This window comes from Micromonospora fluostatini (assembly GCF_050410825.1).
In the GTDB taxonomy this organism is placed as follows: domain Bacteria; phylum Actinomycetota; class Actinomycetes; order Mycobacteriales; family Micromonosporaceae; genus Micromonospora; species Micromonospora rosaria.
This window is the reverse complement of the sequence record NZ_CP191251.1, coordinates 4,054,986-4,081,101: the sequence shown is the minus strand read 5'-3', so window position 1 is coordinate 4,081,101 and position 26,116 is coordinate 4,054,986. Positions and strand designations below refer to the sequence as shown.

Here is a 26,116-nt window from a genome sequence, read left to right as displayed (position 1 = left end):
CCGGTCATCCTGACCGCTGCCCGGACCGGCCGCGACCGGATTCGGGCCCGGGCCGACCGCTGCGGGTAGCGGCGCCCTGACGGCGGCCCGGCCGCAGGAGCCGACCCCGGGCGGGCCGGCTGCGGGCCGGGGTGCAGTCGACGGCGACCACGTCGTGACGCCGTTCGCCCGGCGCCACCTCCGGGCGGCCCTGTTCGGGCTGCGGGTCGGCCGGCGCGGAGCGCAGCGGCTCCTCGCGCAGGAAGCTGACCGCGATCAGCGCGATCAGGGCGAACGGGGCGGCGGCCAGGAAGATGTCCCCGGCGCCGTGGCCGTACGCGCCCTCGACCACGGCCCGGATCGGGGCGGGCAGCGCGTGGACGTCGGGCAGCCCGCCACCGCCGGTCCCGCCGGCCGGGGCGCCGAGGCTGGTCAGCCCGTCGCTGACGTACCCGGTGACCTGGTGCGACAGCAGCGCGCCGAGGGCGGAGACGCCGACCGCGCCGCCGAGGGTCCGGAAGAAGGCGACCACCGAGCTGGCCGCGCCGAGTTCGTGGGGCCCGACGGCGTTCTGCACCACCAGCACCAGGTTCTGCATGGTCATGCCCAGTCCGACGCCGATCAGGGCCATGTAGAGGCCGAGCAGGACGAAGCTGGTGTCGGCGCGGAGCGTACCCATCAGGGCGAAACCGACGGTGAGCAGCGCGGATCCGATGACCAGCCAGCGCTTCCACCGGCCGGTCCGGCTGATCAACTGGCCGACGACGGTGGAGGAGACCAGCAGGCCGAGGATCATCGGCAGGGTCATCAGACCGGACATGGTCGGGCTCTGTCCCCGGCTGATCTGGAAGTACTGGCCGAGGAAGACCGACGCGCCGAACATGCCGACGCCGACCGCGACGCTGGCGACGGTGGCCAGGGTGATGGTCCGGGAGCGGAACAGGCGGGGCGGGATGACCGGCTCGGCGGCCCGGGTCTCCACCACCACCGCGAGGACGCCGAGCAGCACCGCCCCGCCGACCATGACCAGCGTGGTCGGGGAGGCCCAGGCGAACCGGTCCCCGGCGAGGGTGACCCAGATCAGCAGGGTCGACACGGCGGCGGTGATCAGGGTGGCGCCGAGCCAGTCGATCTTCGCCGGCCGGCGGACCACCGGCAGGTGCAGGGTGCGGTGCAGGACGACGAAGGCGGCCAGCGCGAAGGGTACGCCGACGTAGAAGCACCAGCGCCAGCCGAGCCAGGGGGTGTCGACGATGAGGCCGCCGACCAGCGGGCCGCCGATGGTGCCGACCGCCATCACCGCGCCGAGGTAACCGCTGTACCGGCCCCGCTCCCGGGGCGCGATCATCGTCGCCATGATCACCTGGGCCAGGGCGGTGAGGCCGCCCGCGCCGATGCCCTGGAGCACCCGGCAGGCGATCAGTTGCCCGGTGCTCTGGGAGAACCCGGCCAGCACCGACCCGAGCACATAGACCGCGAGGGCCAGTTGGACCAGCAGCTTCTTGCTGGTCAGGTCCGAGAGCTTGCCCCAGATCGGGGTGGTCGCGGTGGTCGCCAGCAACGCGGAGGTGACCACCCAGGTGTACGCGGACTGCCCGCCCTGCAACTCGGTGATGATCCGGGGGAGCGCGTTCGAGACGACGGTGGAGGAGAGGATCGCGACGAACATGCCCAGCAGCAGTCCGGAGAGCGCCTCCAGGATCTGCCGGTGACTCATGTCGACCGGGGTCGTCCGTCCGGGCGCGCTCGCCTGGGTCATCGTGGTCGCCTCCGCGGGGCTGTCGGGGTGGATGCCTCGGGCAACCGTATGCTTTCGTTGCCTGAAGCAACAACTCGACGTGACCCGGATCTGTTCCCCGTCCGCCCAGGTGAACGGCCGGACACGAAGCGTCGCCACCCGGGTCGGAGGGTCTGCTCAGCCCCGGACGTCACCGCGGCGGCCCAGCCCGTCGGGGGAGCGGCTCAGCCCCAGGCGTCGTTGAAGCGGCTCAGCAGCCGGGCGAAATCGGCCAGGTCCTGCGCCGGCCAGTCCTCCAGGGCCCGCCAGATCTGGCCCAGCCGGGAGGACCGGGCGGCGTCGAACCGGCGCTGCCCCTCCTCGGTCAGGCTGAGTTGCCAGGCCCGCCGGTCGGTCGGGTCGGGGTCCCGCCGGACCAGGCCCAGCACCTCCAGGCCCTGGATCTGCCGGCTGAGGGTGCCCTTGCCGATGCCGAGCCGGACGGCCAGTTCGGTCAGCCGGATCGACCCGCACCGGCGCAGCCAGAGCAGCAGCCCGTAGGCGTTGGGTTCGAGGTTGGGGTGGACCTCCCGGGCGATCTCCCAGGAGATCGCCCGACCACGGCGCAGCAGCGCGGTCAGCTCGTGCTCGACCGCCCGGAGCGGCTCCGGCAACTCCTCGTCCACACCGAGAAAGGGTACGGGTGCCCGCCGCCCAGAACCGTCCCCCGTGACCGCCCGGAGTGTGAGGAAGGGGCCCTTCCTCTACAGAAAGCGTTAACAGGGGGCCCTTCCTTACACCTGGGTCAGGTGGTGGTGGGCGACGGTGCGCAGGTGGCCCTCGTTGGTGGTGCCCTCGATGGTCACCTCGGCCCCGCGCCCTGAGTGGTCCAGGGTGGCCACCGCGTTGCCGAAGTACGGGCCGGCCAGCTTGCGCCAGCGCACCGGTGGGCGGCGGACCCCGGCGGTGCGGGCCAGCGCCCGGGTGGCCGAGGCCGGGCCGGCCGCCCAGCCCAGCCGCATCAGCGGGCGCATCCCGGCCGGCACCTGGTTGTGGATCGGTGAGCAGGTGAGCTGGTGCACCGGGGCCCGCACGGCCGGGTCGCCGAAGCTGGCCCGGGCGACGTACGAGTGGTGCACGTCACCGCCGAGCACGCTGATCGAGGCGGGGGCCGCGTACGCCGGACCGGCGCCGACCCGGTCGCCCGGCTCACCGGGCCGGCCGCTGCCGAGCCGGGCGAGCAGCGTCGCCAGCGCGGTGAAGGAACGCTGGAAGGCCGCCCAGTGCTCCAGGTCCAGCGCGCGCCGCAACTTCTCGGACAGCCCGGCCACCCAGGGGCGGGCGGAGTCGGCGAGCCGCTCGTTCCACGCCTCCACGTGGTGGATGCCCGGGGGCAGCAGCCAGGGCAGGCTGGACCCGATCACCAGGTGGTCGTACGAGCCGTGGGCCCGGTCGACGAACCAGGACCACTCGCCCGGCGGCAGCATCGCCCGGTTGCCCGGCTCCAGCACCCGGCTGCACCGGTTGTCGAGCATCACCAGTCGGGTCCGGCCCAGGTCGAGGGCGTAGCTCCACTGGTACTGCACGGCGCGCCAGCGCTCGGTGTCGTGGGCGACGTCCGACTCGGTGTCCACCCGGCTGCCGAACTCGCGCAGCACCTCGGTGGCGTCCCCGGCGGTGGTGACCTTGGCGTACACCGGGTCGGTGGCGATCTCGTCCGGCGACAGGTTGCCCAGGTGCTGGTACACCCAGTACGAGGCGAGCCCGCTGGTGATCCGCTCGGCCCACCAGGACTGCCCGCGCATGTCGGCCCGCCAGGACGCGGAGGTGTTCCAGTCGTCGATGATCTCGTGGTCGTCGAAGATCATCACGCTCGGCACGGTGGCGAGCAGCCAACGGATCTCCGGGTCGCGCCACGACTCCAGGTAGAGCTTGGTGTACTCGTCGAAGCTCACCACCTGGTTCTCCGGGGCGCCCGCCGGCCGCCGCCGGCGCCGCTTGAGCAGCCGCCGGACCGTCGGTGAGGTGTTGTCGGCGTACACCTGGTCGCCGAGCAGGACGAGCAGGTCGGGCCGGTCCTCGCGGGTCGGGTCGGTCATCAGCCGCCGGGCGTACGCGTCGAGGGCGTCCGGCGGGAGCTTGCGGGTGGTGGAGTGCTGGGTGGTCTCCCGGCAGGAGCCGAAGATCAGCCGTACCGGCTGTTCCCCGTCGTCGGCGGCCCGGGTGCGGATGACGCTGGGCGGGTAGGTGTCGCCCGGCACCGGCCAGACCACCTCGTCGTCCACCAGCACCTCGTACGTGGTGGTGCTGCCCGGGGTGAGCCCCGCCACCACGACCAGGGCGTAGTGGTGGTCGTACGCGGAGAAGGTGGGGGAACTGCCGGTGGCTCCGTCGGCGGTACGGACGGTGACCACGGCCGGTCCGCTCGTCTCCACCCAGACCGTCGCCCGCGTGTCGACGACCCGTCGGAGCAACGGACCGATGAGCAGGCGGGACTCGGGCATGCGGAACTCCTCCAGCGGGGGAAAGGACGTCTCATCTTCGTACCCGCCTGGTGGCTCCGCCACCCCTGGCAGCGGCAGCGTACCTGCTGGTTGCTCCCGTGCCGGGTGCGGTGCGTGAGACGACGTCGTCGACATCTGACAGGATTCCGGCATGACGGAATACGTCCTCATCGCCCTCGCGCTGCTCGGTGTGCTGATCCTCGGCGGCATCGGTCTCGTGGTGCCTCGGCTGCGGCGCCGGCAGGAACCGCCGCCGCCGGTCGACACGCGGGTGCCGGAGCCGACCGCGCCGCCGGTCGAGGTGCCCGAGGGCGAGCTGTCCACCGGGATCCTGGTGGAGCCGCCGCCGGTCGTCGAGGCGCCCGCCCCCACCCTGGAGGTGCCCGAGCCGACCGCCGGCCGGCTGGTCCGGCTGCGCTCCCGGCTGTCCCGCTCACAGAACGCCTTCGGGCGGGGCCTGCTCGGCCTGCTCAGCCGGGACCACCTGGACGAGGACGCCTGGGAGGAGATCGAGGACAGCCTGATCACCGCCGACGTCGGCATCGACGCCACCCGGGAGATCGTCGACCGGCTCCGGGAGCGGACCCGGGTGCTCGGCACCCGCTCGGCCACCGAGCTGCGCGCGCTGCTCGCCACCGAGCTGGTCAACGCCCTCGACCCGGGCCTGGACCGGTCCCTGCGGACCACTGCGAAGGAGGGCGTGCCGGCGGTCCTGCTCGTCGTCGGGGTCAACGGCGCCGGCAAGACCACCACCTGCGGCAAGATCGCCCGGGTGCTGGTCGCCGACGGCCGCTCCGTCACCCTCGGCGCGGCCGACACCTTCCGCGCCGCCGCCGCCGACCAGTTGCAGACCTGGGGCGGCCGGGTGGGCGCGGAGACGGTCCGGGGCCCGGAGGGGGCCGACCCGGCCAGCGTCGCCTTCGACGCGGTCCGCCGGGGCATCGACGCCGGCACCGACACCGTGCTCATCGACACCGCCGGCCGGTTGCAGAACAAGATCGGTCTGATGGACGAGCTGGGCAAGGTCAAGCGGGTGGTGGAGAAGCACGGCCCGATCGACGAGACCCTGCTCGTCCTGGACGCCACCACCGGGCAGAACGGCCTGGAGCAGGCGCGGGTCTTCACCGAGGTGGTGAACGTCACCGGCGTGGTGCTCACCAAGCTCGACGGCACCGCCAAGGGCGGCATCGTGATCGCCGTGCAGCGCAAGCTCGGCATCCCGGTCAAGCTGGTGGGCCTGGGCGAGGGCCCGGACGACCTGGCGCCGTTCGAGCCGACACAGTTCGTCGATGCCCTCCTGGGTACCGAACCACTGGCCCGGGACGCGTAATCTCGGTGACCACCGACGATCGCACCTACGCCGGGTGGCGTGATCCTCGCCATCCGGCGCCGGGCCTCGGGAGACCGTACGTGACTTCGCAGGAGATCCCGCTGCACGGCGGGAACGTCAGCACCGTGGTCCGGGTCGGCGACACCGTGCGCCGCAACGCCGGCCCGTGGACACCCGCGGTGCACGCGCTGCTGCGCCACCTGGAGTACGTCGGCTTCACCGGTGCCCCGCGCGCCCTCGGCATGGACGAGCGCAACCGGGAGGTCCTGTCGTACCTGGAGGGGGAGTGCGGGGAGTACCCGCTCGCCCCGCACTGGGTGACCGACGAGGCGCTGGTGACCGTCGCCACCATGCTGCGGATGTTCCACGACGCCCAGTACGGTTTCGTGCCTCCGCCCGGGGCGGTGTGGCGCTCGTTCGGGCCGCCGCCGCCGGACACCGAGGTGATCTGCCACCACGACGCCGCCCCGCACAACGTGATCTGGCGGCCGGACGGCACCCTCGGGCTGATCGACTTCGACCTGGCCTCGCCCGGCGCCCGGATCTACGACGTGGCGTACGCCGCCTGGACCTGGGTGCCGATCTTCTCCGACCGGGACTCGATCACCCTGGGCTGGAAGCGCCCGGACCGCCCCCGTCGGCTGCGTCTCTTCGCCGACGCGTACGGGCTGATCCCCCGGGACCGGCACCGGCTGATCCGGACCATCCGCAAGCGGATCGTCGACCACGTGGAGGGCATCCGCCGGATGGCCGCCGCCGGGGAGCCGGCGTTCGTCCGGATCGTGCACAAGGGTCACCTTCGTCGCCCGATGCGCGACCTGCGCCTGCTCGACTACGAGCGGCACGCGCTGGAGCACGCGCTGCGCTGACCGGGGTGCGCCGGTCACCGGCCGGGGGGCGTCCCGGACACCCTCCGGAACTGATCGGGCACGCCCGGTCCACACCCGGCCCGGTCGGCCGGCCACCCGTCGCCGCCCTGCTCGCGCGGGGTGGACGCCGCCTCGGCCGACCGGTCGACCCACCCCCGTCCGTACCGGGGAGGGTGCGGCTTTCTTCACACGTTGGAAACAAGCCGTCACCGGTCGGAAATCGACGGGGGACGTTCCGCGAAACAGCGGCCGGACAGGCTTCCGCGCAACCGGCGTACGGGCGACGCTGCCCCGGAAGCCGCGAAGGAGGGAACCTCACTTTTAGGAGGCCAGCGTGCCTGAAGCACCGACGATCGATACCGGCAACACCGCGTGGTTGCTGATATCGAGCGCGATCGTGCTGCTCATGACGCCGGGTCTGGCGCTGTTCTACGGCGGTCTGAACCGGTCCAAGGGCGTGCTCAACATGATGATGATGAGCTTCTCCTCGATGGGGCTCATCAGTATTCTCTGGCTCTTGTACGGCTTCTCCATGGCCTTCGGCGAGGACCAGGGCGGTCTGATCGGTAACGTCGGTCAGTACCTCGGCACCAAGACCTTCATGGCCGAGACGGACCTGTGGGGCGAGACCGGCATCCCGCTCTACGTCTTCATGGCCTTCCAGATGATGTTCGCGGTCATCACCGTGGCGCTGATCAGCGGCGCCATCGCGGACCGGGCCAAGTTCTCCGGCTGGCTGCTCTTCGCCTTCGGCTGGGCCACCCTGGTCTACTTCCCGGTGGCGCACTGGGTGTGGGGTGGCGGCTTCATCGGGGCCGGCCTCGGCGCCCTGGACTTCGCCGGTGGTACGGCGGTGCACATCAACTCCGGTGCCGCGGCCCTGGCCCTGGCGCTGGTGCTCGGCAAGCGGCTCGGCTGGCCCAAGGAGGCCATGAAGCCGCACAACGTCCCGATGGTGGCCCTCGGTGCCGGTCTGCTCTGGTTCGGCTGGTTCGGCTTCAACGCCGGCTCCGAGCTGACCGCCGACTCGACCACCGCCATCGCCTTCCTCAACACCCAGATCTGTGCCGGCGCCGCGGTGCTGGGCTGGCTGGTCGTGGAGAAGGTGCGCGACGGCAAGCCGACCCTGGTCGGCGCCTCCTCCGGCGCCGTCGCCGGTCTGGTCGCCATCACCCCGGCGTGTGCCTTCGTGGCCCCCTGGGCGGCGGTCCTGCTCGGCCTGGTCGCCGGTGCGGTCTGCGCCCTGGCGGTCAGCCTGAAGTACAAGCTCGGCTACGACGACGCCCTCGACGTGGTCGGCGTGCACTTCGTCGGCGGCTGGATCGGCTGCCTCTGGATCGGCCTCTTCGGCACCAGCTCGGTCAGCTCGCTGGTCGAGAACGAGGGCCTCTTCTACGGTGGCGGGGTCTCCCTGCTGGGCATCCAGGCCCTGAGCGCCCTGGTCGTGACGGCGTACTCCTTCGTGGTGGCGTTCGTCCTCGGCTTCGTCATCAACAAGACGATCGGCTTCCGGGTCTCCGCCGAGGCCGAGGTGACCGGCATCGACCTCACCGAGCACGCGGAGAGCGGCTACGACCTGACCCCGGCCGGTGGCGGCTCGGGCGGCGCGTTCGCGATGGCCGGCATCGGCGCCGGTGGCACGACCGCGGGCGGCACCACGGCGGAGGCGGAGCCCACCGCCCCGGTCAACGAAAAGGTCGCCGGTTAACGTTCCTGTGATGGAGGGGTTGGACATGAAGCTGGTGACCGCGGTCATCAAGCCGTACCAGCTGGACGCGGTGAAGGAAGCGCTGCACGCCCTGGGCGTGGCCGGCCTGACCGTCAGCGAGGTCCAGGGGTACGGCCGGCAGAAGGGGCACACCGAGGTCTACCGGGGTGCCGAGTACACGGTCGAGTTCCTGCCCAAGATCCGGGTGGAGGTGCTCACCGACGAGATCGACGTCGAGAAGATCGTCGACGCCGTCGTCGGGGCCGCCCGGACCGGCAAGATCGGCGACGGCAAGGTCTGGGTCACCGGGGTCGAGGAGGTCGTCCGGGTCCGTACCGGCGAGCGCGGCCTCGACGCCCTCTGACCGGAGGATCGTCACCATGGCCTCGTTGACCGGGCGGGACGGGTCCACGCCCACCACGGGCGTCGACACCGACCGTCCGGTCAACGAGGCCGTCGGCGTGCCCGGGGGGATCGGGGCCGAGGCCCGGGCCGCCCGCGCCGCCGCGTACGACCGGTGGCTCGGGTCGCTGCTGCCGGTGCGGGCCGGGGTGGCCCTGGTCGCCGTCGGCGGGCTCGGCCGGCGTCAACTCGCCCCGTACGGCGACCTCGACCTGGTGCTGCTGCACGCCGGGGTGCCGGGCGTCGACGACCTGGCGGCCTCGCTCTGGTACCCGATCTGGGACGCCAAGGTCCGCCTGGACCACTCGGTGCGTACCGTCGCCGAGGCGCTGTCGGTGGCCCAGGACGACGTCAAGGTCGCCCTGGGGCTCCTCGACGCCCGCTACGTCGCCGGTGACCGCGAGCTGGCCGAGTCGCTGGTCCGCACGGCCGCCGACCACTGGCGGCGCACCGCCGTCCGGCACCTGCCCGCGCTGCGGGAGATCACCACCGCCCGCTGGCAGGCCCACGGCGAGCTGGCCTTCCTGCTCGAAGGCGACCTCAAGGAGGCGGCCGGCGGGCTGCGCGACGTCGGCCTGCTGCGGGCGATCGCCACCGCCGGGGTCACCGACGCGTTCCGCCCGGCGGTGCACGCCGCGCACCGGCGGCTGCTGGACACCCGCGACGCCCTGCACCACCAGGTCGGCCGGCGGGTGGACCGGCTGCTCGCCCAGGAACGCGACGGGGTGGCCGCCCTGCTCGGTCTGCGGCAGCCGGTGTCCGCCGAGCCGGGCGGCGCCGCGCCGGCCACCGGCTCCGCCGGCGCCCTGGCCGAGCCCGACGCCGACCCGACCGCAGGACACGACGGCGACGCGGTGCTGCGCCGGGTCGCCGGGGACGCCCGGACCGTCAGTCACGCCCTCGACGACGCCTGGCGGGCCGCCGACCGGCTGCGCTCCGGCCGGCGGCGCGGTGGCGGCGGGCCGCCGGTGCGCCGCCCGGTCGCCCGGGACGTGGTCGAGCACGACGGCGAACTGGTGCTCGCGCGGACCGCGATCGGCGCCCGCCCCGACCCCAGCCTGGCGCTGCGGGTGGCCGCCGCGGCGGCCACCACCCGGCTGCCGATCGCCCGCGCCACCTGCGAGTGGCTCGCCGCGTACTGCCCGCCGCTGCCCACCCCGTGGCCGGCGGAGGCCCGCGCCGCGCTGCTCACCCTGCTCGGCGCCGGCGCCGGCCTGGTCCCCGCCTGGGAGAGCTGCGACCGGTACGGGCTGGTCGACCGCTGGCTGCCCGAGTGGACCCGGATGCGCAGCCTGCCCCAGCACAATCCGGTGCACCGGTTCACCCTCGACCGGCACCTGGTGCAGACCGCGTACGAGGCGAGCCGGCACACCCGGGACGTGGACCGCCCCGACCTGCTGCTGCTCGGCGCGTTCCTGCACGACGTCGGCAAGGGGCTGGTCGGGGACCACAGCACCGTCGGCGCGCCGATCGCCGAGGCGATGGCCGCCCGGATGGGGCTGCCGGCGGCGGAGGCTGCCCTGATCGGCACCCTGGTCCGGTTGCACCTGCTGCTGCCGGACGTGGCCACCCGCCGGGACCTGTCCGACCCGAAGACCATCGCGGCGGTGGCCGAGCGGGTCGGCGACACCACCACCCTGGACCTGCTGCACGCCCTGGTCCGCGCGGACGCCGCCGCCACCGGGCCGGCCGCCTGGTCGCACTGGAAGGGACGACTCGTCGCCGAACTGGTCGCCCGGGTCCGGACCGCGCTGGACACCGGGGCGCTGCCCGCGCCGCCGGCCCCGGACCCGGCCCTGGTGGCGGGGCCGCTGCCGGTCGTACACCTGACCGAGGACCGGGTGGCGGTGGCCGCGGCGGACCGGCGGGGCCTGCTGGCGACGGTGGCCGGGTGCCTGGCCCTGCACCGGCTGGAGGTGCTCGCCGCGGACGCCTCCACGGTCGACGGCCGGGCGCTCGTCGAGTTCCGGGTGCAACCCCGCTACGGCCTCGCCCCGGACCCGATCGCGCTCAGCACCGACCTGCGGCGGGCGGTCAACGGGGACGTGTCGGTGACCCAGCGGCTGCGCGGCCGGGCCCTCGCGGCCCGGGGCGAGGGCGCCGCGCCCCGGGTGGTGTGGCACCGGGAGGCGGCCACCGACGCGGTCCTGCTGGAACTGCGCGCCGCCGACGCGGCCGGGCTGCTCTACCGGGTGGCCTGCGCGCTGGACGAGGCCGGCGCCCAGGTCCGGGCGGCCCGGATCTCCACCCTCGGTGGCGACGTGGTGGACGTGTTCTACCTCGTCGGCGCCGGGCCCGACGACGCCGAGCGGGCCCGCCTGGAGGCGGCCGTCCTGGCCGCCGTCTGAGCGCGGTACCCGCCGGTGCCCGCACCCCGCCGGAGCCGTCGCCCACCCCGACCGGACCGCCGGCCCGCCGTGCCCGGCCCGCTGTCGCGCGCCGCCCGGCGGGCCGGGGCCGGCCCGGAGCGGGGGTGTGGACGGCGGGCTACCCTGAACGATGTCCGGGTCCTCGCCACCCGGTCGCCTGTGCCCGCCGGAACACTGACAAACGGGATGTTCGCGTGTTTGACACCTTGAGTGACCGCCTGTCCGGGATCTTCACCAAGCTCCGGAGCAAGGGCCGGCTCAGCGACGCCGACATCGACGCCACCGCGCGCGAGATCCGGATGGCGCTGCTGGAGGCGGACGTCGCCCTGCCGGTGGTCAAGGGGTTCATCGCGCGGGTCAAGGAGCGTTCGCGTGGCGCGGAGGTCTCCCAGGCGCTCAACCCGGCGCAGCAGATCGTCAAGATCGTCAACGAGGAACTGGTCGCCGTCCTCGGCGGTGAGGGGCGGCGGCTCCAGTTCGCCAAGCAGCCGCCGACGGTGATCATGCTGGCCGGTCTCCAGGGCTCCGGCAAGACCACCCTCGCCGGCAAGCTGGCCCGCTGGCTCAAGACCCAGGGGCACCAGCCGCTGCTGGTCGCCGCCGACCTCCAGCGCCCCAACGCCGTCGGGCAGCTCCAGGTGCTCGGTGGCCGGGCCGGCGTCGAGGTGTACGCCCCGGAGCCCGGCAACGGCACCGGCGACCCGGTCCAGGTGGCCCGGGCCTCGATCGAGCACGCGAAGCGGGCCGCCCGGGACATCGTCATCGTCGACACCGCCGGCCGGCTCGGCATCGACACCGAGATGATGCAGCAGGCCGCCGACATCCGGGACGCGGTCGACCCGGACGAGGTCATCTTCGTCATCGACGCCATGGTCGGCCAGGACGCGGTCCGCACCGCCGAGGCGTTCCGCGACGGCGTCGGCATCACCGGTGTGGTCCTGTCGAAGCTCGACGGTGACGCCCGGGGTGGTGCGGCGCTGTCGGTCCGGGAGGTCACCGGGCAGCCGATCCTCTTCGCCTCCACCGGCGAGAAGCTGGAGGACTTCGACGTCTTCCACCCCGACCGGATGGCCAGCCGGATCCTCGGCATGGGCGACGTCCTCACTCTGATCGAGCAGGCCGAGGCGGCCTTCGACACCGATCAGAAGGAGAAGATGACCGCCAAGCTGATGGGCGGTGAGCAGTTCACCCTGGAGGACTTCCTCGACCAGCTCATCGCGGTGCGGCGGATGGGCCCGATCGCCAACGTGCTGGCCATGATGCCCGGCATGGGGCAGGTGAAGGACCAACTCGCCGACCTCGACGACAAGCACTTCGACCGGGTCACCGCGATCATCCGGTCGATGACCCCGGCCGAGCGGACCAACCCGAAGATCATCAACGGCTCCCGGCGGGCCCGGATCGCGAGCGGCTCCGGCGTCACCGTGATGGACGTCAACCAGCTCCTCAACCGCTTCGCCGACGCGCAGAAGATGATGAAGCAGATGGGCGGCATGATGGGCCTGCCCGGCGGCGGGCGGCGCAAGGCCACCAAGTCGCCGAAGAACAAGCGCAAGGGCACCAAGGGCGGCGGCCGGCCGCGGACCGGGGCGGGGGCCGGGATGCCCGGTGGGTTCCCCGGCGGCATGCCGCAGCTCCCGCCCGGCATGAACCCGGACGACCTGGCCGCCGGCCAGGGCCTGCCGCCCGGCTTCAAGCTGCCGAAGATCGACTTCAACAAGTTCGGCAAGGGCGACAAGGGCCCGCGCTGACCGGGCCGCTGGCGCGCGACGGGCGGTGATCGGGTAGACCTGGCACATGGCTCTGCATGTGCGTGGTGTGCTGCTCCCCGACGACGAGGTCCGGGACATCTGGCTGGTCGGCGACCGGGTCACCTTCGACCCGCAACCCGGCGCGGAGACGATCGCCGACCGGGGGTACGTCCTGCCGGGGCTGGTCGACGCCCACTGTCACATCGGCATCGCCCGGGGCGGCACGCCGATCACCTCCCTCGACCAGGCCCGCGCGCTGGCCCGGACCGACCGGGACGCCGGGGTGCTGGCGATCCGGGACGCCGGCTCGCCGTACCCGTACCCGGAACTCGACGACGAACCGGACCTGCCCCGGCTGGCCCGCGCGGGACGGCACGTCGCGCCGCCCCGGCGGTACCTGCGCGACATCGGCGTGGAGGTCGCCGCGAGCGAGGTCGCCGCGACCGTGGCCGAGCAGGCGCGGGCCGGCAACGGGTGGGTCAAGCTGGTCGGTGACTGGATCGACCGGGGGGTGGGCGACCTCGCCCCGTCCTGGGACGCGGCGACCATGGCCGCCGCCGTCGAGGCGGCGCACGCCGCCGGGGTCCGCGCGGCGGTGCACACCTTCTCCGAGTCGGCCGTCGAGATCATGGTGCGCGCCGGGGTCGACTCGATCGAGCACGGCACCGGGCTCAGCCCGGACCTGGTCGACGAGATGGCCCGGCGGGGGACCGCGCTGATCCCCACCATGATCAACATCCGGACCTTCGGTGGCATCGCCGACCAGGCCCGGCCCAAGTTCCCCGGGTACGCCGACCACATGCTCGCCCTGCGCGACCGGTTCCCCGAGGTGGTCCGGGCCGCGTACGAGGCGGGCGTGCCGATCTACGTCGGCACGGACGCGGGCGGGGGCATCGACCACGGGTTGGCCGCCGAGGAGATGCTGCTGCTGCACGAGCGGGCCGGCATGTCCACGCTGGACGTGCTGGCCGCCGCCTCCTGGCGGGCCCGCGAGTGGCTGGGCTTCCCCGGCCTGGTCGAGGGCGGCCTCGCCGACCTGGTCGTCTACCCCGACGACCCGCGCCGGGACCTGCGGGTGGTCCGTACCCCCTCCCGCCTGGTCCTGCGCGGGCGCCTGCTGCGCTGACGGCGCCCGCCCGCCCCGGACGGCCGGCGGTCAGTTCACCGGGGGCGGGGTGAAGCCGTAGCTCGCGATGTAGCCGAAGTCCGTCGCCACGTTGGACAGCCGGGTGACCTGGAAGTCGTCCAGCGCGCCGGCCGGCACCTCGGTGTCCTGCCGGATCTGCACGCTGACGTGGTACGGCGACTGCCGGCCGGCGAGGTTGACCCGGATCTCCTTGCGGTTGTTGTCCGCGCTGGTCAGCCGGGTGCGGGTGAGCACGACCTGGTCGGAGTGGAAGGGCTGGTCCGGGTCGGGCACGTGCAGGTAGACGGTGACCTGGTGCCCCGGGTAGCCCTCGAAGGTCTGGACGTCCTCGGTCTCCAGGACCAGCGTGGTCCGCTCCGGCCCGCTGGTGGAGGTGCGTTCGAGCGTGATCGGGATCTCCGTGCTCAGCCCGGAGTAGAGGGCGTCGCCGTAGATCCCCGGCTCGTCACCGAGGTGGATGTGGCCCTGCCAGATCAGTTCGGGGGTGCCCGCGGCCCGGCAGACGCCGGGCGCGGCCGGTGTCCGGGCGGCGGTGCCGAGGTTCCGGTCGCACGCCCCGGCCGCCGGCGCCAGCCGCTCCGAGGTGGCCAGGCGGGCCCCGCCGCTGGCGGAACCGCCGACCGTCAGGGCGACGGCGGTCACCGCCGCCATGACGCCGAACCGCACGGTTTTCGAGGTCGTCGAGAACGTGGCCATGATTGCCTCTCCTCACCGGGGACGGGAACGGTCGGGTCGTCGGCGACCCGACCAGGTGCGGCCGGACAGCCTTACCCGGTACGCCGGGAATGGCCGTCGGGCCGGCGACGATCGGTCACTGTGCCGTTCGGGGGAGAACGGTCCTCGCATTCCGTCGGTGGGGGAGTGCGCCTCGTCAGGGTTTGGTGGCGAGACCGCCGTACATGAACACCTTCTCCGGCTCGGCGGCGGTGTCGTCGCGCCAGGTGTCGACGGGTCGAATTCCGTCGTCGGTGAGGCGCCAGCGGCCGAGCAACGGCGCGATCCGGTCCGGCCCGCGCAGATACAACGGCTCACCGGCCTGGTCGAGGATCTTCAACACGTCCGGGTACGAGTTCAATGCCTCGCCGTCGAAGTCGGCGACCAGGAAGCTGCCGGACGGCACCCGGTCGTAGATGCTCGCGAGGGTGCCGCGTACCGTCTCGTCGTCGAGGAAGACCGACACGCCGACCAGCACCACGCCGAGCGGCTCGGCCGGCCGGAGCACCCGGTCCGCCGCGTCCCGGTCCAGCGTGTCGAGGTCACTGGCGTCGCAGTACGCGTACTCCACCTGCGGCAGGCCGGCGAGGAGCGTGCGGCCGATCTCGATGTTGGTGGCGTCGATGTCGGTGTAGAGCACCCGGGCTCCCGGCACCGCCTCGTGCACGTTTCCTTTCGTGGGAATTCCAGCCCCGAGGACGAGGAACTGATCGATTCCCTGATCGGCGACGGCCCGTGCCGCGCGTCCGATGAATTGCCGGAGCGTGCCGAAGACCCGGGGGAATTCGGGGTAGATGGCGTCGAACGCCGCTGCCGCCCCCTGGTCCGGTGGGAAATGATGATCACCGCCGAGCCAGTAGTCGAGGATCCGTCCGGTGTTCGGTGTCTGCGGTATCGCCATGCCGCCAGCTCCCGAAAGGTGTGGATGCGTGTCCGACCGGTGTCGTTCCGGGGTGAGAATACGACACCGGCCGGCGACCGTGCGGTGTCGACAATGTCGTGACCGATAGTCGACAGTCGATAATGATCGGGTGCGCACCGTCCGGGCGGTGCGCGCCACCCGGACGGACGATGCCGGTCGTCAGTAGGTGACGCGTGCGGTGTCCCGGCGGATGGTCAGCGCGTGCCGGATCATCGCGCTCGCCAGGCAGGCGCCGACCCCCTCGCCGGCCCGCACCCGCAGGCTCAGCAGCGGCTCGCAGCCGAGCTGGGTGAGCACCCGGGGGTGCCCCAACTCCCGGCTGCGCTGCCCGGCCACCAGGTGCGCCGCCACGCCCGGCTCGACGCCGACGGCGATCAGCGCGGCCACCGAGGTGGCGAGGCCGTCCAGGACGACCACCGCACCGCGCTCCGCGGCACCGAGCACCACGCCGGTCAACACGGCGATCTCCGGGCCGCCCAGCGCGGCCAGGAAGGTCAGCGGGTCGCGGGCGGAACCGCCGTACGCCGCGTGGAGCCGCGTGGTCGCGGCCGACACGGCCGCGCGCTTGCGGTCCACCATGGCGCTGTCCGCGCCGGCGCCGAGCCCGACCACGGCGGCCGGGGGCAGGTCGAGCAGGGCGCAGGTCAGCGCCGCCGCGACCGTCGTGTTGGCGACCCCGACCTCGCCCAGCGCGACCAACCCGTGCGTGGCGGCCTCCGCGCCGAGCCCCCGGCCGGCCTCGACCAGCCGGTCGGTGTCGTCGCGGGACATGGCGTCCGCGCCGACCAGGTCGCCCCGGGGGTCGCGGCAGCGGATCTCCCGCGCCCCCGGCACGGGTGGCCCGGTGACACCGGCGTCGACGAGGTCGACGGTCAGGCCGGCGGCGCGGGCCGCGGCGACCCCCATCGCCTCGCCCGCGACGGCGGCCTCCAGCACCTCCCGGGTCACCCGCGCCGGGTAGGCCGAGACCCGGTGCCGGGCCACCGGGTGGTCGGCCGCGGCGAGCACCAGCACCCCGCCGGCCAGCTCGGTGTGGCCCAGCGCGAGGATCCGGTCGGTGGTCTGGCTCAGCAGGCCCAGCGAGCCGGGTGGGCTGAGCAGCCGGTCGGCCGCGTCGTGGGCCGCCACGACGGCGCTCTGGTCCGGGGCGCGCAGCCGGGACGGTGGCGGCGCGGGGGCGACCTCGTCGGCCGGCCACCGCTCGTCGAGCACCACCTGGGAGAGCGGCAGTTTCCGGGACCACCCGACGCGCTCCAGCCCGGGCCGGGGTGGGCGCTCGTCCGGCCAGCCCAGACAGAGCCAGCCGAGGGTGACCACGCCCGCCGGCAGGGCGAGCAGCGCGGCCAGCTCGTCCGGGTCGAAGAGGGTGACCCAACCGACGCCGAGCCCCTCGGCGCGGGCCGCGAGCCAGAGGTTCTGGATCGCGCAGGCGCAGCTCCACAGGTCGGTGTCGACGAAGGTGGCCCGACCCAGCACGCCCGCCGCCGGGGCCCGCCGGTCGCAGCAGACCACCACGCCCAGCGGCGCCTCCCGGATGCCCTCCAGTTGGAGGTCCAGCAGCCGCAGCCCGGATTCCGGGTCCATCTGCTCGACCTGCCGCAGCCGCTGCTGGTCGGCCATCAACGCGGCCCGCTCCCGGGTGGCCGGGTCGCGCACCAGCACGAACCGCCACGGCTGGCTGTGGCCGACCGACGGGGCCGCGTGCGCCGCGGCCAGGACCCGGGTCAGGATCTCCGGGTCGACCGGGTCGGGGCGGAACCGCCGCATGTCGCGGCGGGCGGCCAGCACGTCGTAGAACGCCTGTCGCGCGGCCTCGGGGAAGGCCCAGCCGGCGGGGTCACCGGCCCGTTGCGACGCCGCGCTGACGTCGCCGATCAGCGGCACCGGCCGTTCCCACACCACGTCCGCACTCTACCGGCCGGTGCGGGGTGCGGAGGTGGCCGTCACGGCGGTGGAAGAACGGGATCGGTGCTTTCGGTGCCATGGGAAATTCCCGAGCGGGAGGGCGGACAGGCCCGAAGGTGACTGTTAGGCTGGCCGTCAATTTCGATGGCCGCGGATGTCATGGCGTACTCGGGATACGGGGAGTGCAGCATGGAAAAGATCATCGATTCAATCGATGACGGCCATTACCTGCCGGACGTGGTCGGCGGTGTCCTCGGTCTGCCCGGTGCGGGCCTGCACGCCTATCTCACCGGTGACTTCCTGCACCCGCCGATGGTGTTCGACGCCGAGATGTGGTCCGACGGCGCGCAGTGGTCGCGCGGTTCCCGGCAGCACACGATCGACATCGGCACCCTCGCCGAGCTGCGGCCGGGGGACCACGTGCTCGACGTGGGGTGCGGCGTCGGCGGTCCGGCCCGGCTCTTCGCCTCCCACTTCCAGGTCTCGGTCACCTCGGTGACCAACTCGTCGGCCCACCGGGCGACCTGCGGCCGGCTGCACGAACAGTGGCTGGAGCAGGGCGGCGGGCTCAAGGTCGTCCTCGCCGACTGCCAACGGCACCTGCCCGAGGGGCCGTTCGACGCGGCGATCAGCATCAACATGCTCTACCAGGTGCCGGACCACCGGGCGATGTTCCGGAACGTCTTCGAGCGGCTGCGCCCCGGTGGCCGGTTCGTCATCGACGACTGGATGCTCACCCCGCTCGCGACGGCCGACGACATCGACCAACTGGCCACCCATTTCCAGTACCGCCACTTCGGTCGCATCGACCAGATCGAAAGCGATCTACTGGCGGTGGGATTCCCGGCGGCTGAGGCGATCGTCGATCTCGGACACGTGGCCCGGGGGCCGATGAGCGCCCATTTCGAGGACCAGATGCGCCGCTATTTCGCGCCCCGGGTGATCGCCGACTGGCCCGGTGACCCGGTGACCGCTCCCGAACGCCCCGCCTACGGGGAACTGATGATCGACGAGTTCATCGAATCGGTCAATCTGACCCTCCGGATGCACCAGGCGTGCCACATGACCTACCGGCGCGTCCTGGTCCGGCGGCCGACCTGACGGGTGACGTGATGATCGAGACGTACGACGCCGGCCTCGTGTCGCAGCTCCGCCGCGACGGCTTCTGCCTGGTGCCCGGCGTGCTCCGGCAGGACCTCCTCGACCAGTTGGCCGACCTGGCCGCGCGGAAGGTGGCGGCCGAGGACGAGGCCAACCTCCAGCGCTTCGCGCACCACGGGAGCCTCATCCCGGTCCGGTACGACGACGCGGCGCTGGTGGCCACCCTGACCGCGCCGGAGGTCCGGGCCGCCCTGCGCCGCATCGGCTGCACCGATCCACGCTGGATCAACGGGTACGTCATCTCGAAGCCGCCCCGGTCCCCCGGCCTCTGGTGGCACCAGGACTGGTGGGCGTGGGGCCACCCGCGCACGTACGCCCACGAGCCGACCCAACTGTTCTGCATGATCTACCTGGAGCCGACCACCCGGGAGAACGGCTGCCTGCGCGCCATCCCGGGCAGCCACCTCACCCGGCACCCGCTGCACGACCTGCTCCCCGAGCCGCACACCACGACGATCGAGGCGGAGCCGGCGGACTCCCTCTCGCACGCCCCGGCCCACGGCGAGATCGACATCCTGGCCAACCCGGGTGACCTGGTGATCGGCGACGTCCGGGTGATGCACGCGACCCACCCCAACACCACCGACCGCTGGCGTACGGCGGTGGACCTGCTGCTCACCCCGGACTTCTCGGCGCTGCCCCGCGAGTTCCGGGCGCACTACGTCAACCAGTTCTGCCTCCCCCCGGTCGGGTGGTGGGACGACACGGCGCACCCGCTGCACGGCACCCCGCTGAGCGAGATGCTGCCCACCTACGACGGCCCCGACCGGGACCGGATGATGACCTACAGCCGGCAACCGACCTGGCCGGCGGCCGGATGAGCACCGAGCGGAGTGGTCCATGGGGGACGCCGTCACCACGACCCGGCTCACCCGGTACTTCCGGCGGCACGCGGCGGTGGACGGACTGGACCTGCGGGTCCCCGCCGGTGAGATCGTCGGGCTGATCGGCCCGAACGGCGCCGGCAAGACGACCACCATCCGGATGCTGACCACCCTGCTGCGGCCCAGCGCCGGGCAGGCGCTGGTCTGCGGGCTGGACGTCCGCCACGAGGCGGTCGCCGTGCGCCGGCTGATCGGCTACGTGCCCCAGGAGAAGGGGGTGCGCCACCTGCTCACCGGGCGGGAGAGCCTGGAGATCGAGGCCGACCTGCACCACATCCCCCGCCGCCGCCGGGACCGGCGGGTCGCGGAGCTGCTGGACCTCGTCGGCCTGCTCGCCGACGCCGACCGGATGGTCAGCGACTACTCCGGCGGCATGCAGAAGCGGCTGGACCTCGCGTGCGGGCTGCTGCACGCCCCCGAGCTGCTGATCCTCGACGAGCCCACGCTCGGCCTCGACGTGGTCTCCCGGCACCGGGTCTGGGACTACGTCCGGCGGCTGCGGGCCGAGGGCCGGGCCGTCCTGCTGGCCACCAACTACCTGGACGAGGCCGACCGCCTCTGCGACCGGATCACCATCATCGACCGGGGCCGGGAGGTGGTGACCGGGACACCGGCCGACCTCAAGCGGGACGTCGGCGCCGACGTGGTCCGGGTCTCCACCGGTCGGCCCGAGGTGCTGCGGTCGGCGATCGGGCACCGGGCCTGGGTCCGGCAGATCACCATCGACGACGCGGGCGACCTGCACGTCCACGTGGACGACGCGGCCACCGCGCTGCCCGACCTGGTGCGGGACGCGGTGCGGCACGGGGTGGACCTCACCGGCGTGCACTACCACCGGCCCACGCTCGACGACGTCTTCCTGCGGCACACCGGCCGGGTGCTCGCGGGCCACCCGGCATGAGCACCCTCCGCGCCGGCCACCCCCGGCTCCAGGAACTGGCCGCGTTGACCCGCCGCTGGTACCTGCAACTCGTCCGGGACCGCCTCAACCTCGGGCTCACCCTCCTGCAACCGGCGTTCTGGCTGGTGTTCTTCGGCGGCGCGGTACGCCGGATGGTCGACGACCGGATCACCGGCACGCCGGACTACGTCAGCTTCCTGCTGCCCGGCGTGGTCGCCTTCACCGCCATCGGCACCTCGATCAGCGGCGCGGTCCCGCTGCTCTGGGACAAGGAGACGGGCTACCTCGACAAGCTGATGAGCATGCCGATCGCCCGCGCCTCGCTGCTCGGCAGCCGGCTGGCCTTCCAGGCCGCGGTCACCGTCGCCCAGGTGGCGGTCATCCTGCTGGTCGCCGCCGCGATGGGGGTCCGGGTCCGGACCGGCGTCGTCGGCGTGCTGGTCGTGCTCGCCGTCACGGCGGTGCTGGCGGTCGCGCTCTCCGCGGTCTTCCTGGCCCTCGCGTTCCACGGTCCGGGGCACACCACCTTCTTCGCGGTCACCGGCTTCGTCACCCTCCCGCTGCTGTTCACCAGCAACGCCTTCGTCCCGGTCGAGGCGATGCCGACCTGGATGGCGCTGGTGGCCCGGGCCAACCCGCTGACGTACGCGATCGAGGCGATGCGGCTCCTGGTCACCTCGGGGTGGGGCGTGCCGGTCGTCGCCCACCTCGTCGGGCTGGTCGGCTTCACCGCGCTCTGCGTCCTGCTCACCTACCACCGGTTCCGCACCTACACCAGCGCCCGGTAGGACCGGTGGCGGTGCCGGGGAGGGGCGGCCGGCCGGCGTGCCGTCGGGGCGGGGGCAGAGGCGGTGCGGCGGGCGGCATAGGATGTGCGGTCATGGCACGCGTGCTCACTCCCCGTGCGGAGGACTTTCCCCGCTGGTACCAGGATCTGATCGCCAAGGCGAAGCTGGCCGACAACGGGCCGGTCCGCGGGACGATGGTGATCCGACCGGCCGGCTACGCCATCTGGGAGCGGATGCAGGCCGAGATGGACGCCCGGATCAAGGCGGCGGGCGCGGAGAACGCGTACTTCCCGCTCTTCATCCCGGAGAGCTACCTCAAGCGGGAGGCCGAGCACGTCGAGGGCTTCTCCCCGGAGCTGGCCGTGGTCACCCACGGCGGCGGCAAGCAGCTCGCCGAGCCGGTGGTGGTGCGACCCACCAGCGAGACGGTGATCGGCGAGTTCATGGCCAAGTGGGTCGACTCGTACCGGGACCTGCCGCTGCTGCTCAACCAGTGGGCGAACGTGGTCCGCTGGGAGCTGCGCCCCCGGGTCTTCCTGCGCACCAGCGAGTTCCTCTGGCAGGAGGGGCACACCGCGCACGCGACCCGGGAGGACGCCCGCGCCTACGCGCGCAAGATCCTGCACGAGGCGTACGAGGACCTGATGGTCAACGTGCTGGGCATCCCGGTGGTGGTGGGGCTCAAGACCGCCCGGGAGCGGTTCGCCGGGGCCACCGCCACGTACACCTGCGAAGGCATGATGGGCGACGGCAAGGCGCTCCAGCTCGGCACCAGCCACGAGCTGGGGCAGAACTTCGCCAAGGCGTTCGACATCAGCTACTCCTCCGCCGAGGGCGGCCGGGAGCACGCCTGGACCACCTCCTGGGGCACCTCCACCCGGATGCTCGGCGGCCTGATCATGGCGCACGGCGACGACAACGGGCTGCGGGTGCCGCCGAGGCTGGCCCCGATCCAGGCGTACGTGATGGTGGTCAAGGACGGCGAGGGGGTCGGTGAGGCGGCGACCAAGCTGTGCGACGCGCTGCGTGACGCCGGGGTCCGGGTGGCGCTGGACGACCGGACCGACACCGCGTTCGGCCGCCGGGCCGTCGACGCCGAGCTGCGCGGCTACCCGGTCCGGGTCGAGGTCGGCCCCCGGGACCTGGCCGCCGGCAACGCGGTCGTGGTCCGGCGTACCGACGGCTCGAAGGCCCCCACCCCGGTCGCCGACGTGGTCGGCGCGGTCCTCGCCGCGCTCGACGCCGACCAGCGGGCCCTGCACGACCAGGCGCTGGCGTTCCGGCAGTCCCGGACCACCGACGTCGCCACGCTCGCCGAGGCGATCGAGGCGGCGGCCACCGGCTGGGCCCGGGTGCCGTGGTCGGCGGTGGGTGTCGCGGGTGAGGCCGAGGCCAACGGGCAGGGCGTGACGGTCCGCTGCCTGCTGCGCGCCGACGGCTCCGTCCCCGACACGGAGGACGAGCCCGACCTGGTCGCCATCCTCGCCCGCGCCTACTGACGGTGTAAGGAAGGGCCCCTTCTTAACGCTTCCGGTAGAGGAAGGGGCCCCTGTTAACACCGGGGAGGTCGGGTGCGCTTCGAGCCGGGGCGGCTGATCATGCACCGCAACGTGCGACGGGGCCGGATCGGCTGGGTCCGGCCGGGGCGCGTGGTCAGCGACGACGAGCGCGGGCTGCTGCTCTGGATCGCCCGGGACAGCCCGGTCGCCCACGAGGTCACCACCGCCGGCGTCGGCATGCGGGCGATGCCGTTCGCCGAGTGGATCACGTCGTCGTACCGGCTGGCGCAGGGCCGGTGGCACGGCCCTCCGTTGTTGAAGTTCCTGCCGACCGGGGCGGCCCACTCGGTGTGGTGGTTCCGGGACGCCGGGGACCGCTTCGCCAGCTGGTACGTCAACCTGGAGGAGCCCGGGGTCCGCTGGGACGACGGCCCGGTGGCCGGGGTCGACGTGGTGGACCAGGACCTGGACGTGGTGGTCCACCCCGACCGGAGCTGGGAGTGGAAGGACGAGGGCGAGTTCACCGAGCGGCTCGCCTTCCCCGAGCACTACTGGGTCGCCGACGAGCAGGCGGTCCGGGCCGAGGGCGAGCGGGTGATCGCCCGCGCCGAGGCCGGTGAGTTCCCGTTCGACGGCACCTGGTGCGACTTCGTCCCGCCGGCCGACTGGAGCGTGCCGGAGGCCCTGCCGCCCGGCTGGGACCGGCCCCCGGTCCGTTGAACTGTGTTCTTCGTCACCTCGGGCCCCGTCGCCGGAGCCGAGTCGGGTCCGGTGTGAGGAATCGGTGCCGGATCTGGCAGAATGGGCCGCTGGTATCCGACGAGTGTCCGGCGCCCTCTACCCCGGCATCCCGTCAGTCCACCGAGCAGTCTCCGGCCCAACCCCACTGTGCCGGTCGGCTCTCACCCGTACACCGCCCTCTCGGGTCGGTGGGAATCGCAACAGGAGCGAAAGAACTGTGGCCGTAAAGATCCGGCTCCTGCGGATGGGCAAGATCCGCAACCCGCAGTACCGCATCGTGGTCGCCGACTCGCGCACCAAGCGCGACGGTCGGGCCATCGAGTTCGTCGGGATCTACCAGCCGAAGGAAGACCCTTCGGTGATCGAGGTCAAGTCGGAGCGGGTCCAGTACTGGCTGTCGGTCGGCGCCCAGCCGAGCGAGGCCGTGCAGCGCCTGCTGGAGCTGACCGGGGACTGGCAGAAGTTCAAGGGCCTGCCGGCCCCGCCGCCGCTGAAGGTCGCCGCCGAGCGGGCCGACCGCAAGGCGGCCTACGAGGCCGAGGCGAAGGCCGCCGCCGGGCTGGCCGACGCGCCGGCCAAGCCGGCCAAGAAGGCCGCCAAGGCCGAGGCGCCCGCCGAGGCGCCGAAGACCGAGGAGCAGGCCGGTGCCGACTCCGGCGAGCAGAGCTGACGTGGCGCTGCGACCCGCCCTCGAACACCTGGTCAAGGGGATCGTCGATCATCCCGATGACGTCCGCGTGCGGATGGTCGACTCCCGCCGGGGCAAGCGGCTCGAGGTCCGCGTGCACCCGGAGGACCTGGGCACGGTGATCGGCCGCTCCGGCCGCACCGCCAAGGCCCTGCGCCAGGTGATCGGCTCCATCGGTGGGCGCGGGGTCCGGGTCGACATCGTCGACTCGTACTGATGCTGCTCATCGTCGGCCGGATCGGCAAACCGCACGGGATCCGCGGTGAGGTCACCGTGGAGGTGCGGACCGACGAGCCCGAGGCACGTTTCGCTCCCGGTTCGGTGCTGGTCACCGAGCCGGGAGCGGCACCTGTCGGGGCCGCGTCCGAGGACGCCTACCAGGTGCCCGAGCGGTTGACCGTCGAGGTCGCCCGCTGGCACCAGGGCCGGATGCTGGTCGCCTTCGACGGCGTGGTCGACCGCAACGTCGCCGAGGCGCTGCGCGGCACCCTGCTCGCCGTGGACAGCGCCGACGTCGCCCCGCCGGAGGATCCGGAGGAGTTCCACGACCACCAGCTCGTCGGGCTCGCCGTGGTCACCCCGGCCGGCGAGCGGCTCGGCGAGGTGGCCCGCATCGACCACGCGCCCGCCTCCGACCTGCTGGTGCTGCGGCGTCCCGAGGGGCGTACCGCGCTGATCCCCTTCGTCAGGGCGATCGTGCCGGAGGTCGATCTCGCCGGCGGTCGCGTCGTCGTCGACCCGCCGGCCGGTCTGCTCGACCTCTAGCCGGCTGGAGCCGCCCCCCATGCGTGTCGACGTCGTGTCGATCTTCCCGGAGTACCTCGCCCCGCTGGACCTGTCGCTGATCGGCAAGGCCCGCGCCAGCGGCGTGCTGCGGCTGGCCGTCCACGACCTGCGCGCCTGGACCCACGACGTGCACCGTACGGTCGACGACACGCCCTACGGCGGCGGGCCGGGGATGGTCATGCGCCCGGAGCCGTGGGGCGAGGCGCTCGACGCCCTGGCCCCCGGCGAGTTGACCCCGGACGGGCTCACCCTGCCCCGGCTGGTGGTGCCGACCCCGGCGGGCGTCCCGTTCAGCCAGGCGCTGGCGCAGGAGTTGGCCGCCGAGTCGCACCTGCTCTTCGCCTGCGGCCGGTACGAGGGCATCGACCAGCGGGTGCTCGACCACGCCGCCACCCGGATGCGGGTCACCGAGGTCTCCCTCGGCGACTACGTGCTCTTCGGCGGGGAGGTGGCGGTGCTGGTGATCATGGAGGCGGTCACCCGGCTGCTGCCCGGCGTGCTCGGCAACGCCGGCTCGCTGGACGAGGAGTCGCACGCCCACGGCCTGCTCGAGGGGCCGGTCTACACCAAGCCGCCGTCCTGGCGCGGGCTCGACGTGCCGGAGGTGCTCCGCTCCGGCGACCACGGCCGGATCGCCCGGTGGCGGCGGGACGAGGCGGTGCTGCGGACGGCCGTTCGCCGCCCCGACATGCTGGCGGCGCTGCCGGTGGAGGGGCTGGACCGGGGCGACCGGGCCGCGCTGGAGCGGGGTGGGTTCCACCTGCCGGCGCGGGGTATGGCAGAGTAGAAGGGTTGCCGCAACCGACCACGCCGTGGCCGGTTGCGAGGATCTCCGACCGGGGCCGCCCAGTCGGTCACCACCCGGGGATCAGAATCACCCATCCGCGCACCGACTGACGGTGCGCCGTGAGCCTCGCGAGGACGCAGCGATGAACATCCTGGACGCCCTTGACGCCCAGTCGAAGCGGGTCGACCTTCCCGACTTCCGTGCCGGTGACACCGTCAAGGTGCACGCGCGGGTCGTCGAGGGCAACCGGTCCCGGGTCCAGATCTTCCAGGGCGTGGTCATCCGCCGGCATGGCGGCGGCCTGCGCGAGACCTTCTCGGTCCGCAAGGTCAGCTTCGGCGTGGGGGTCGAGCGGACCTACCCGGTGAACAGCCCGGCGATCGACCGGATCGAGGTCGTCACCCGCGGCGCCGTGCGTCGCGCCAAGCTCTACTACCTGCGTGAGCTGCGCGGCAAGAAGGCCAAGATCAAGGAGCGGCGCGAGAAGCAGCCGAGCTGACCCGTCACCCGTCGCCACGCCGCCTGAGCTGCGCGTGTGTCGGACCGACCAGGGCGCACTACCCT

At 73.2% G+C, this 26,116-nt stretch carries 24 protein-coding genes; 18 read left to right on the top strand and 6 right to left on the bottom strand.

All coding sequences use genetic code 11. The features are described 5' to 3' along the window. Window positions 1-4 precede the first annotated feature (4 nt). The 3 genes from ACQUFX_RS17800 to ACQUFX_RS17790 all read right to left on the bottom strand — a co-directional run bounded on the left by ACQUFX_RS17800 (window position 5) and on the right by ACQUFX_RS17790 (window position 4,200). The gene (locus ACQUFX_RS17800; RefSeq protein WP_428961482.1) at window positions 5-1,738 is read right to left on the bottom strand and encodes an MDR family MFS transporter; all 1,734 of its coding nucleotides are present in this window, start codon (window positions 1,736-1,738) and stop codon (window positions 5-7) included. 203 nt (window positions 1,739-1,941) lie between these two features. Then, window positions 1,942-2,382, bottom strand: coding sequence for a MarR family winged helix-turn-helix transcriptional regulator (locus ACQUFX_RS17795; RefSeq protein ID WP_428961481.1), 441 nt, complete (start codon window positions 2,380-2,382; stop codon window positions 1,942-1,944). Window positions 2,383-2,490: 108 nt separating this feature from the next. After that, window positions 2,491-4,200, bottom strand: coding sequence for an alkaline phosphatase D family protein (locus tag ACQUFX_RS17790; protein WP_428961480.1), 1,710 nt, complete (start codon window positions 4,198-4,200; stop codon window positions 2,491-2,493). A gap of 151 nt (window positions 4,201-4,351) precedes the next feature. On the opposite strand from ACQUFX_RS17790, the gene ftsY reads away from it, so the two are divergent. The 7 genes from ftsY to ACQUFX_RS17755 all read left to right on the top strand — a co-directional run bounded on the left by ftsY (window position 4,352) and on the right by ACQUFX_RS17755 (window position 13,755). Next, entirely contained in the window at window positions 4,352-5,530 is a 1,179-nt protein-coding gene (gene ftsY, locus ACQUFX_RS17785) for a signal recognition particle-docking protein FtsY (RefSeq protein WP_428961479.1), read from the top strand. A gap of 5 nt (window positions 5,531-5,535) precedes the next feature. Next, window positions 5,536-6,399 carry an aminoglycoside phosphotransferase family protein gene (locus tag ACQUFX_RS17780; protein ID WP_428961478.1) on the top strand — a complete coding sequence of 288 codons (864 nt, stop codon included), beginning with the start codon at window positions 5,536-5,538 and terminating at the stop codon, window positions 6,397-6,399. Between the two features lie 334 nt (window positions 6,400-6,733). Then, window positions 6,734-8,107, top strand: a complete 1,374-nt coding sequence (locus ACQUFX_RS17775) for an ammonium transporter (protein WP_428961477.1) — start codon at window positions 6,734-6,736, stop codon at window positions 8,105-8,107. A 25-nt stretch (window positions 8,108-8,132) separates the two neighbouring features. Beyond that, window positions 8,133-8,471 (top strand): P-II family nitrogen regulator, encoded by a 339-nt coding sequence (locus tag ACQUFX_RS17770; protein ID WP_067372912.1) that lies wholly within the window; start codon window positions 8,133-8,135, stop codon window positions 8,469-8,471. Between the two features lie 97 nt (window positions 8,472-8,568). Beyond that, entirely contained in the window at window positions 8,569-10,857 is a 2,289-nt protein-coding gene (locus ACQUFX_RS17765) for a [protein-PII] uridylyltransferase (protein WP_428966992.1), read from the top strand. Between the two features lie 215 nt (window positions 10,858-11,072). Continuing rightward, window positions 11,073-12,629: a signal recognition particle protein gene (gene ffh, locus ACQUFX_RS17760; RefSeq protein WP_428961476.1), complete on the top strand. Its 1,557-nt coding sequence runs from the start codon at window positions 11,073-11,075 to the stop codon at window positions 12,627-12,629. Between the two features lie 46 nt (window positions 12,630-12,675). Further along, window positions 12,676-13,755 (top strand): amidohydrolase family protein, encoded by a 1,080-nt coding sequence (locus tag ACQUFX_RS17755; RefSeq protein ID WP_428961475.1) that lies wholly within the window; start codon window positions 12,676-12,678, stop codon window positions 13,753-13,755. A 30-nt stretch (window positions 13,756-13,785) separates the two neighbouring features. Here ACQUFX_RS17755 and ACQUFX_RS17750 read toward each other — a convergent pair whose 3' ends face one another. The 3 genes from ACQUFX_RS17750 to bluB form a co-directional block, all read right to left on the bottom strand. Further along, window positions 13,786-14,472: a hypothetical protein gene (locus tag ACQUFX_RS17750; RefSeq protein WP_428961474.1), complete on the bottom strand. Its 687-nt coding sequence runs from the start codon at window positions 14,470-14,472 to the stop codon at window positions 13,786-13,788. Window positions 14,473-14,647: 175 nt separating this feature from the next. Beyond that, window positions 14,648-15,391, bottom strand: a complete 744-nt coding sequence (locus ACQUFX_RS17745; RefSeq protein WP_428961473.1) for an SAM-dependent methyltransferase — start codon at window positions 15,389-15,391, stop codon at window positions 14,648-14,650. A gap of 180 nt (window positions 15,392-15,571) precedes the next feature. After that, the gene (bluB, locus tag ACQUFX_RS17740) at window positions 15,572-17,314 is read right to left on the bottom strand and encodes a 5,6-dimethylbenzimidazole synthase (protein ID WP_428961472.1); all 1,743 of its coding nucleotides are present in this window, start codon (window positions 17,312-17,314) and stop codon (window positions 15,572-15,574) included. 192 nt (window positions 17,315-17,506) lie between these two features. Here bluB and ACQUFX_RS17735 point away from each other — a divergent pair, with 192 nt between their 5' ends. The 11 genes from ACQUFX_RS17735 (at window position 17,507) to rplS (ending at window position 26,051) form a co-directional block, all read left to right on the top strand. Next, window positions 17,507-18,418: an SAM-dependent methyltransferase gene (locus ACQUFX_RS17735; RefSeq protein ID WP_428961471.1), complete on the top strand. Its 912-nt coding sequence runs from the start codon at window positions 17,507-17,509 to the stop codon at window positions 18,416-18,418. Window positions 18,419-18,429: 11 nt separating this feature from the next. Then, window positions 18,430-19,299, top strand: coding sequence for a phytanoyl-CoA dioxygenase family protein (locus tag ACQUFX_RS17730; protein WP_428961470.1), 870 nt, complete (start codon window positions 18,430-18,432; stop codon window positions 19,297-19,299). Window positions 19,300-19,318: 19 nt separating this feature from the next. Continuing rightward, on the top strand, window positions 19,319-20,263 hold the full coding sequence (locus tag ACQUFX_RS17725; RefSeq protein ID WP_428961469.1) for an ABC transporter ATP-binding protein: 945 nt from the start codon (window positions 19,319-19,321) through the stop codon (window positions 20,261-20,263). Continuing rightward, on the top strand, window positions 20,260-21,051 hold the full coding sequence (locus ACQUFX_RS17720; RefSeq protein WP_428961468.1) for an ABC transporter permease: 792 nt from the start codon (window positions 20,260-20,262) through the stop codon (window positions 21,049-21,051). The genes ACQUFX_RS17725 and ACQUFX_RS17720 overlap by 4 nt, the downstream gene beginning before the upstream one ends. A gap of 92 nt (window positions 21,052-21,143) precedes the next feature. Beyond that, window positions 21,144-22,550: a proline--tRNA ligase gene (proS, locus tag ACQUFX_RS17715; RefSeq protein ID WP_428961467.1), complete on the top strand. Its 1,407-nt coding sequence runs from the start codon at window positions 21,144-21,146 to the stop codon at window positions 22,548-22,550. Between the two features lie 72 nt (window positions 22,551-22,622). Further along, window positions 22,623-23,270, top strand: a complete 648-nt coding sequence (locus tag ACQUFX_RS17710) for a DUF402 domain-containing protein (protein ID WP_428961466.1) — start codon at window positions 22,623-22,625, stop codon at window positions 23,268-23,270. A 238-nt stretch (window positions 23,271-23,508) separates the two neighbouring features. After that, window positions 23,509-23,961, top strand: coding sequence for a 30S ribosomal protein S16 (gene rpsP, locus ACQUFX_RS17705; protein ID WP_428961465.1), 453 nt, complete (start codon window positions 23,509-23,511; stop codon window positions 23,959-23,961). Next, on the top strand, window positions 23,936-24,196 hold the full coding sequence (locus ACQUFX_RS17700; RefSeq protein WP_396890604.1) for an RNA-binding protein: 261 nt from the start codon (window positions 23,936-23,938) through the stop codon (window positions 24,194-24,196). The genes rpsP and ACQUFX_RS17700 overlap by 26 nt, the downstream gene beginning before the upstream one ends. A 2-nt stretch (window positions 24,197-24,198) precedes the next feature. Beyond that, window positions 24,199-24,744, top strand: coding sequence for a ribosome maturation factor RimM (gene rimM, locus ACQUFX_RS17695; protein ID WP_428966991.1), 546 nt, complete (start codon window positions 24,199-24,201; stop codon window positions 24,742-24,744). A 19-nt stretch (window positions 24,745-24,763) separates the two neighbouring features. Next, window positions 24,764-25,552 carry a tRNA (guanosine(37)-N1)-methyltransferase TrmD gene (trmD, locus tag ACQUFX_RS17690; RefSeq protein ID WP_428961464.1) on the top strand — a complete coding sequence of 263 codons (789 nt, stop codon included), beginning with the start codon at window positions 24,764-24,766 and terminating at the stop codon, window positions 25,550-25,552. 142 nt (window positions 25,553-25,694) lie between these two features. Next, window positions 25,695-26,051 carry a 50S ribosomal protein L19 gene (rplS, locus tag ACQUFX_RS17685; RefSeq protein WP_428961463.1) on the top strand — a complete coding sequence of 119 codons (357 nt, stop codon included), beginning with the start codon at window positions 25,695-25,697 and terminating at the stop codon, window positions 26,049-26,051. The last annotated feature ends 65 nt before the right edge of the window (window positions 26,052-26,116 follow it).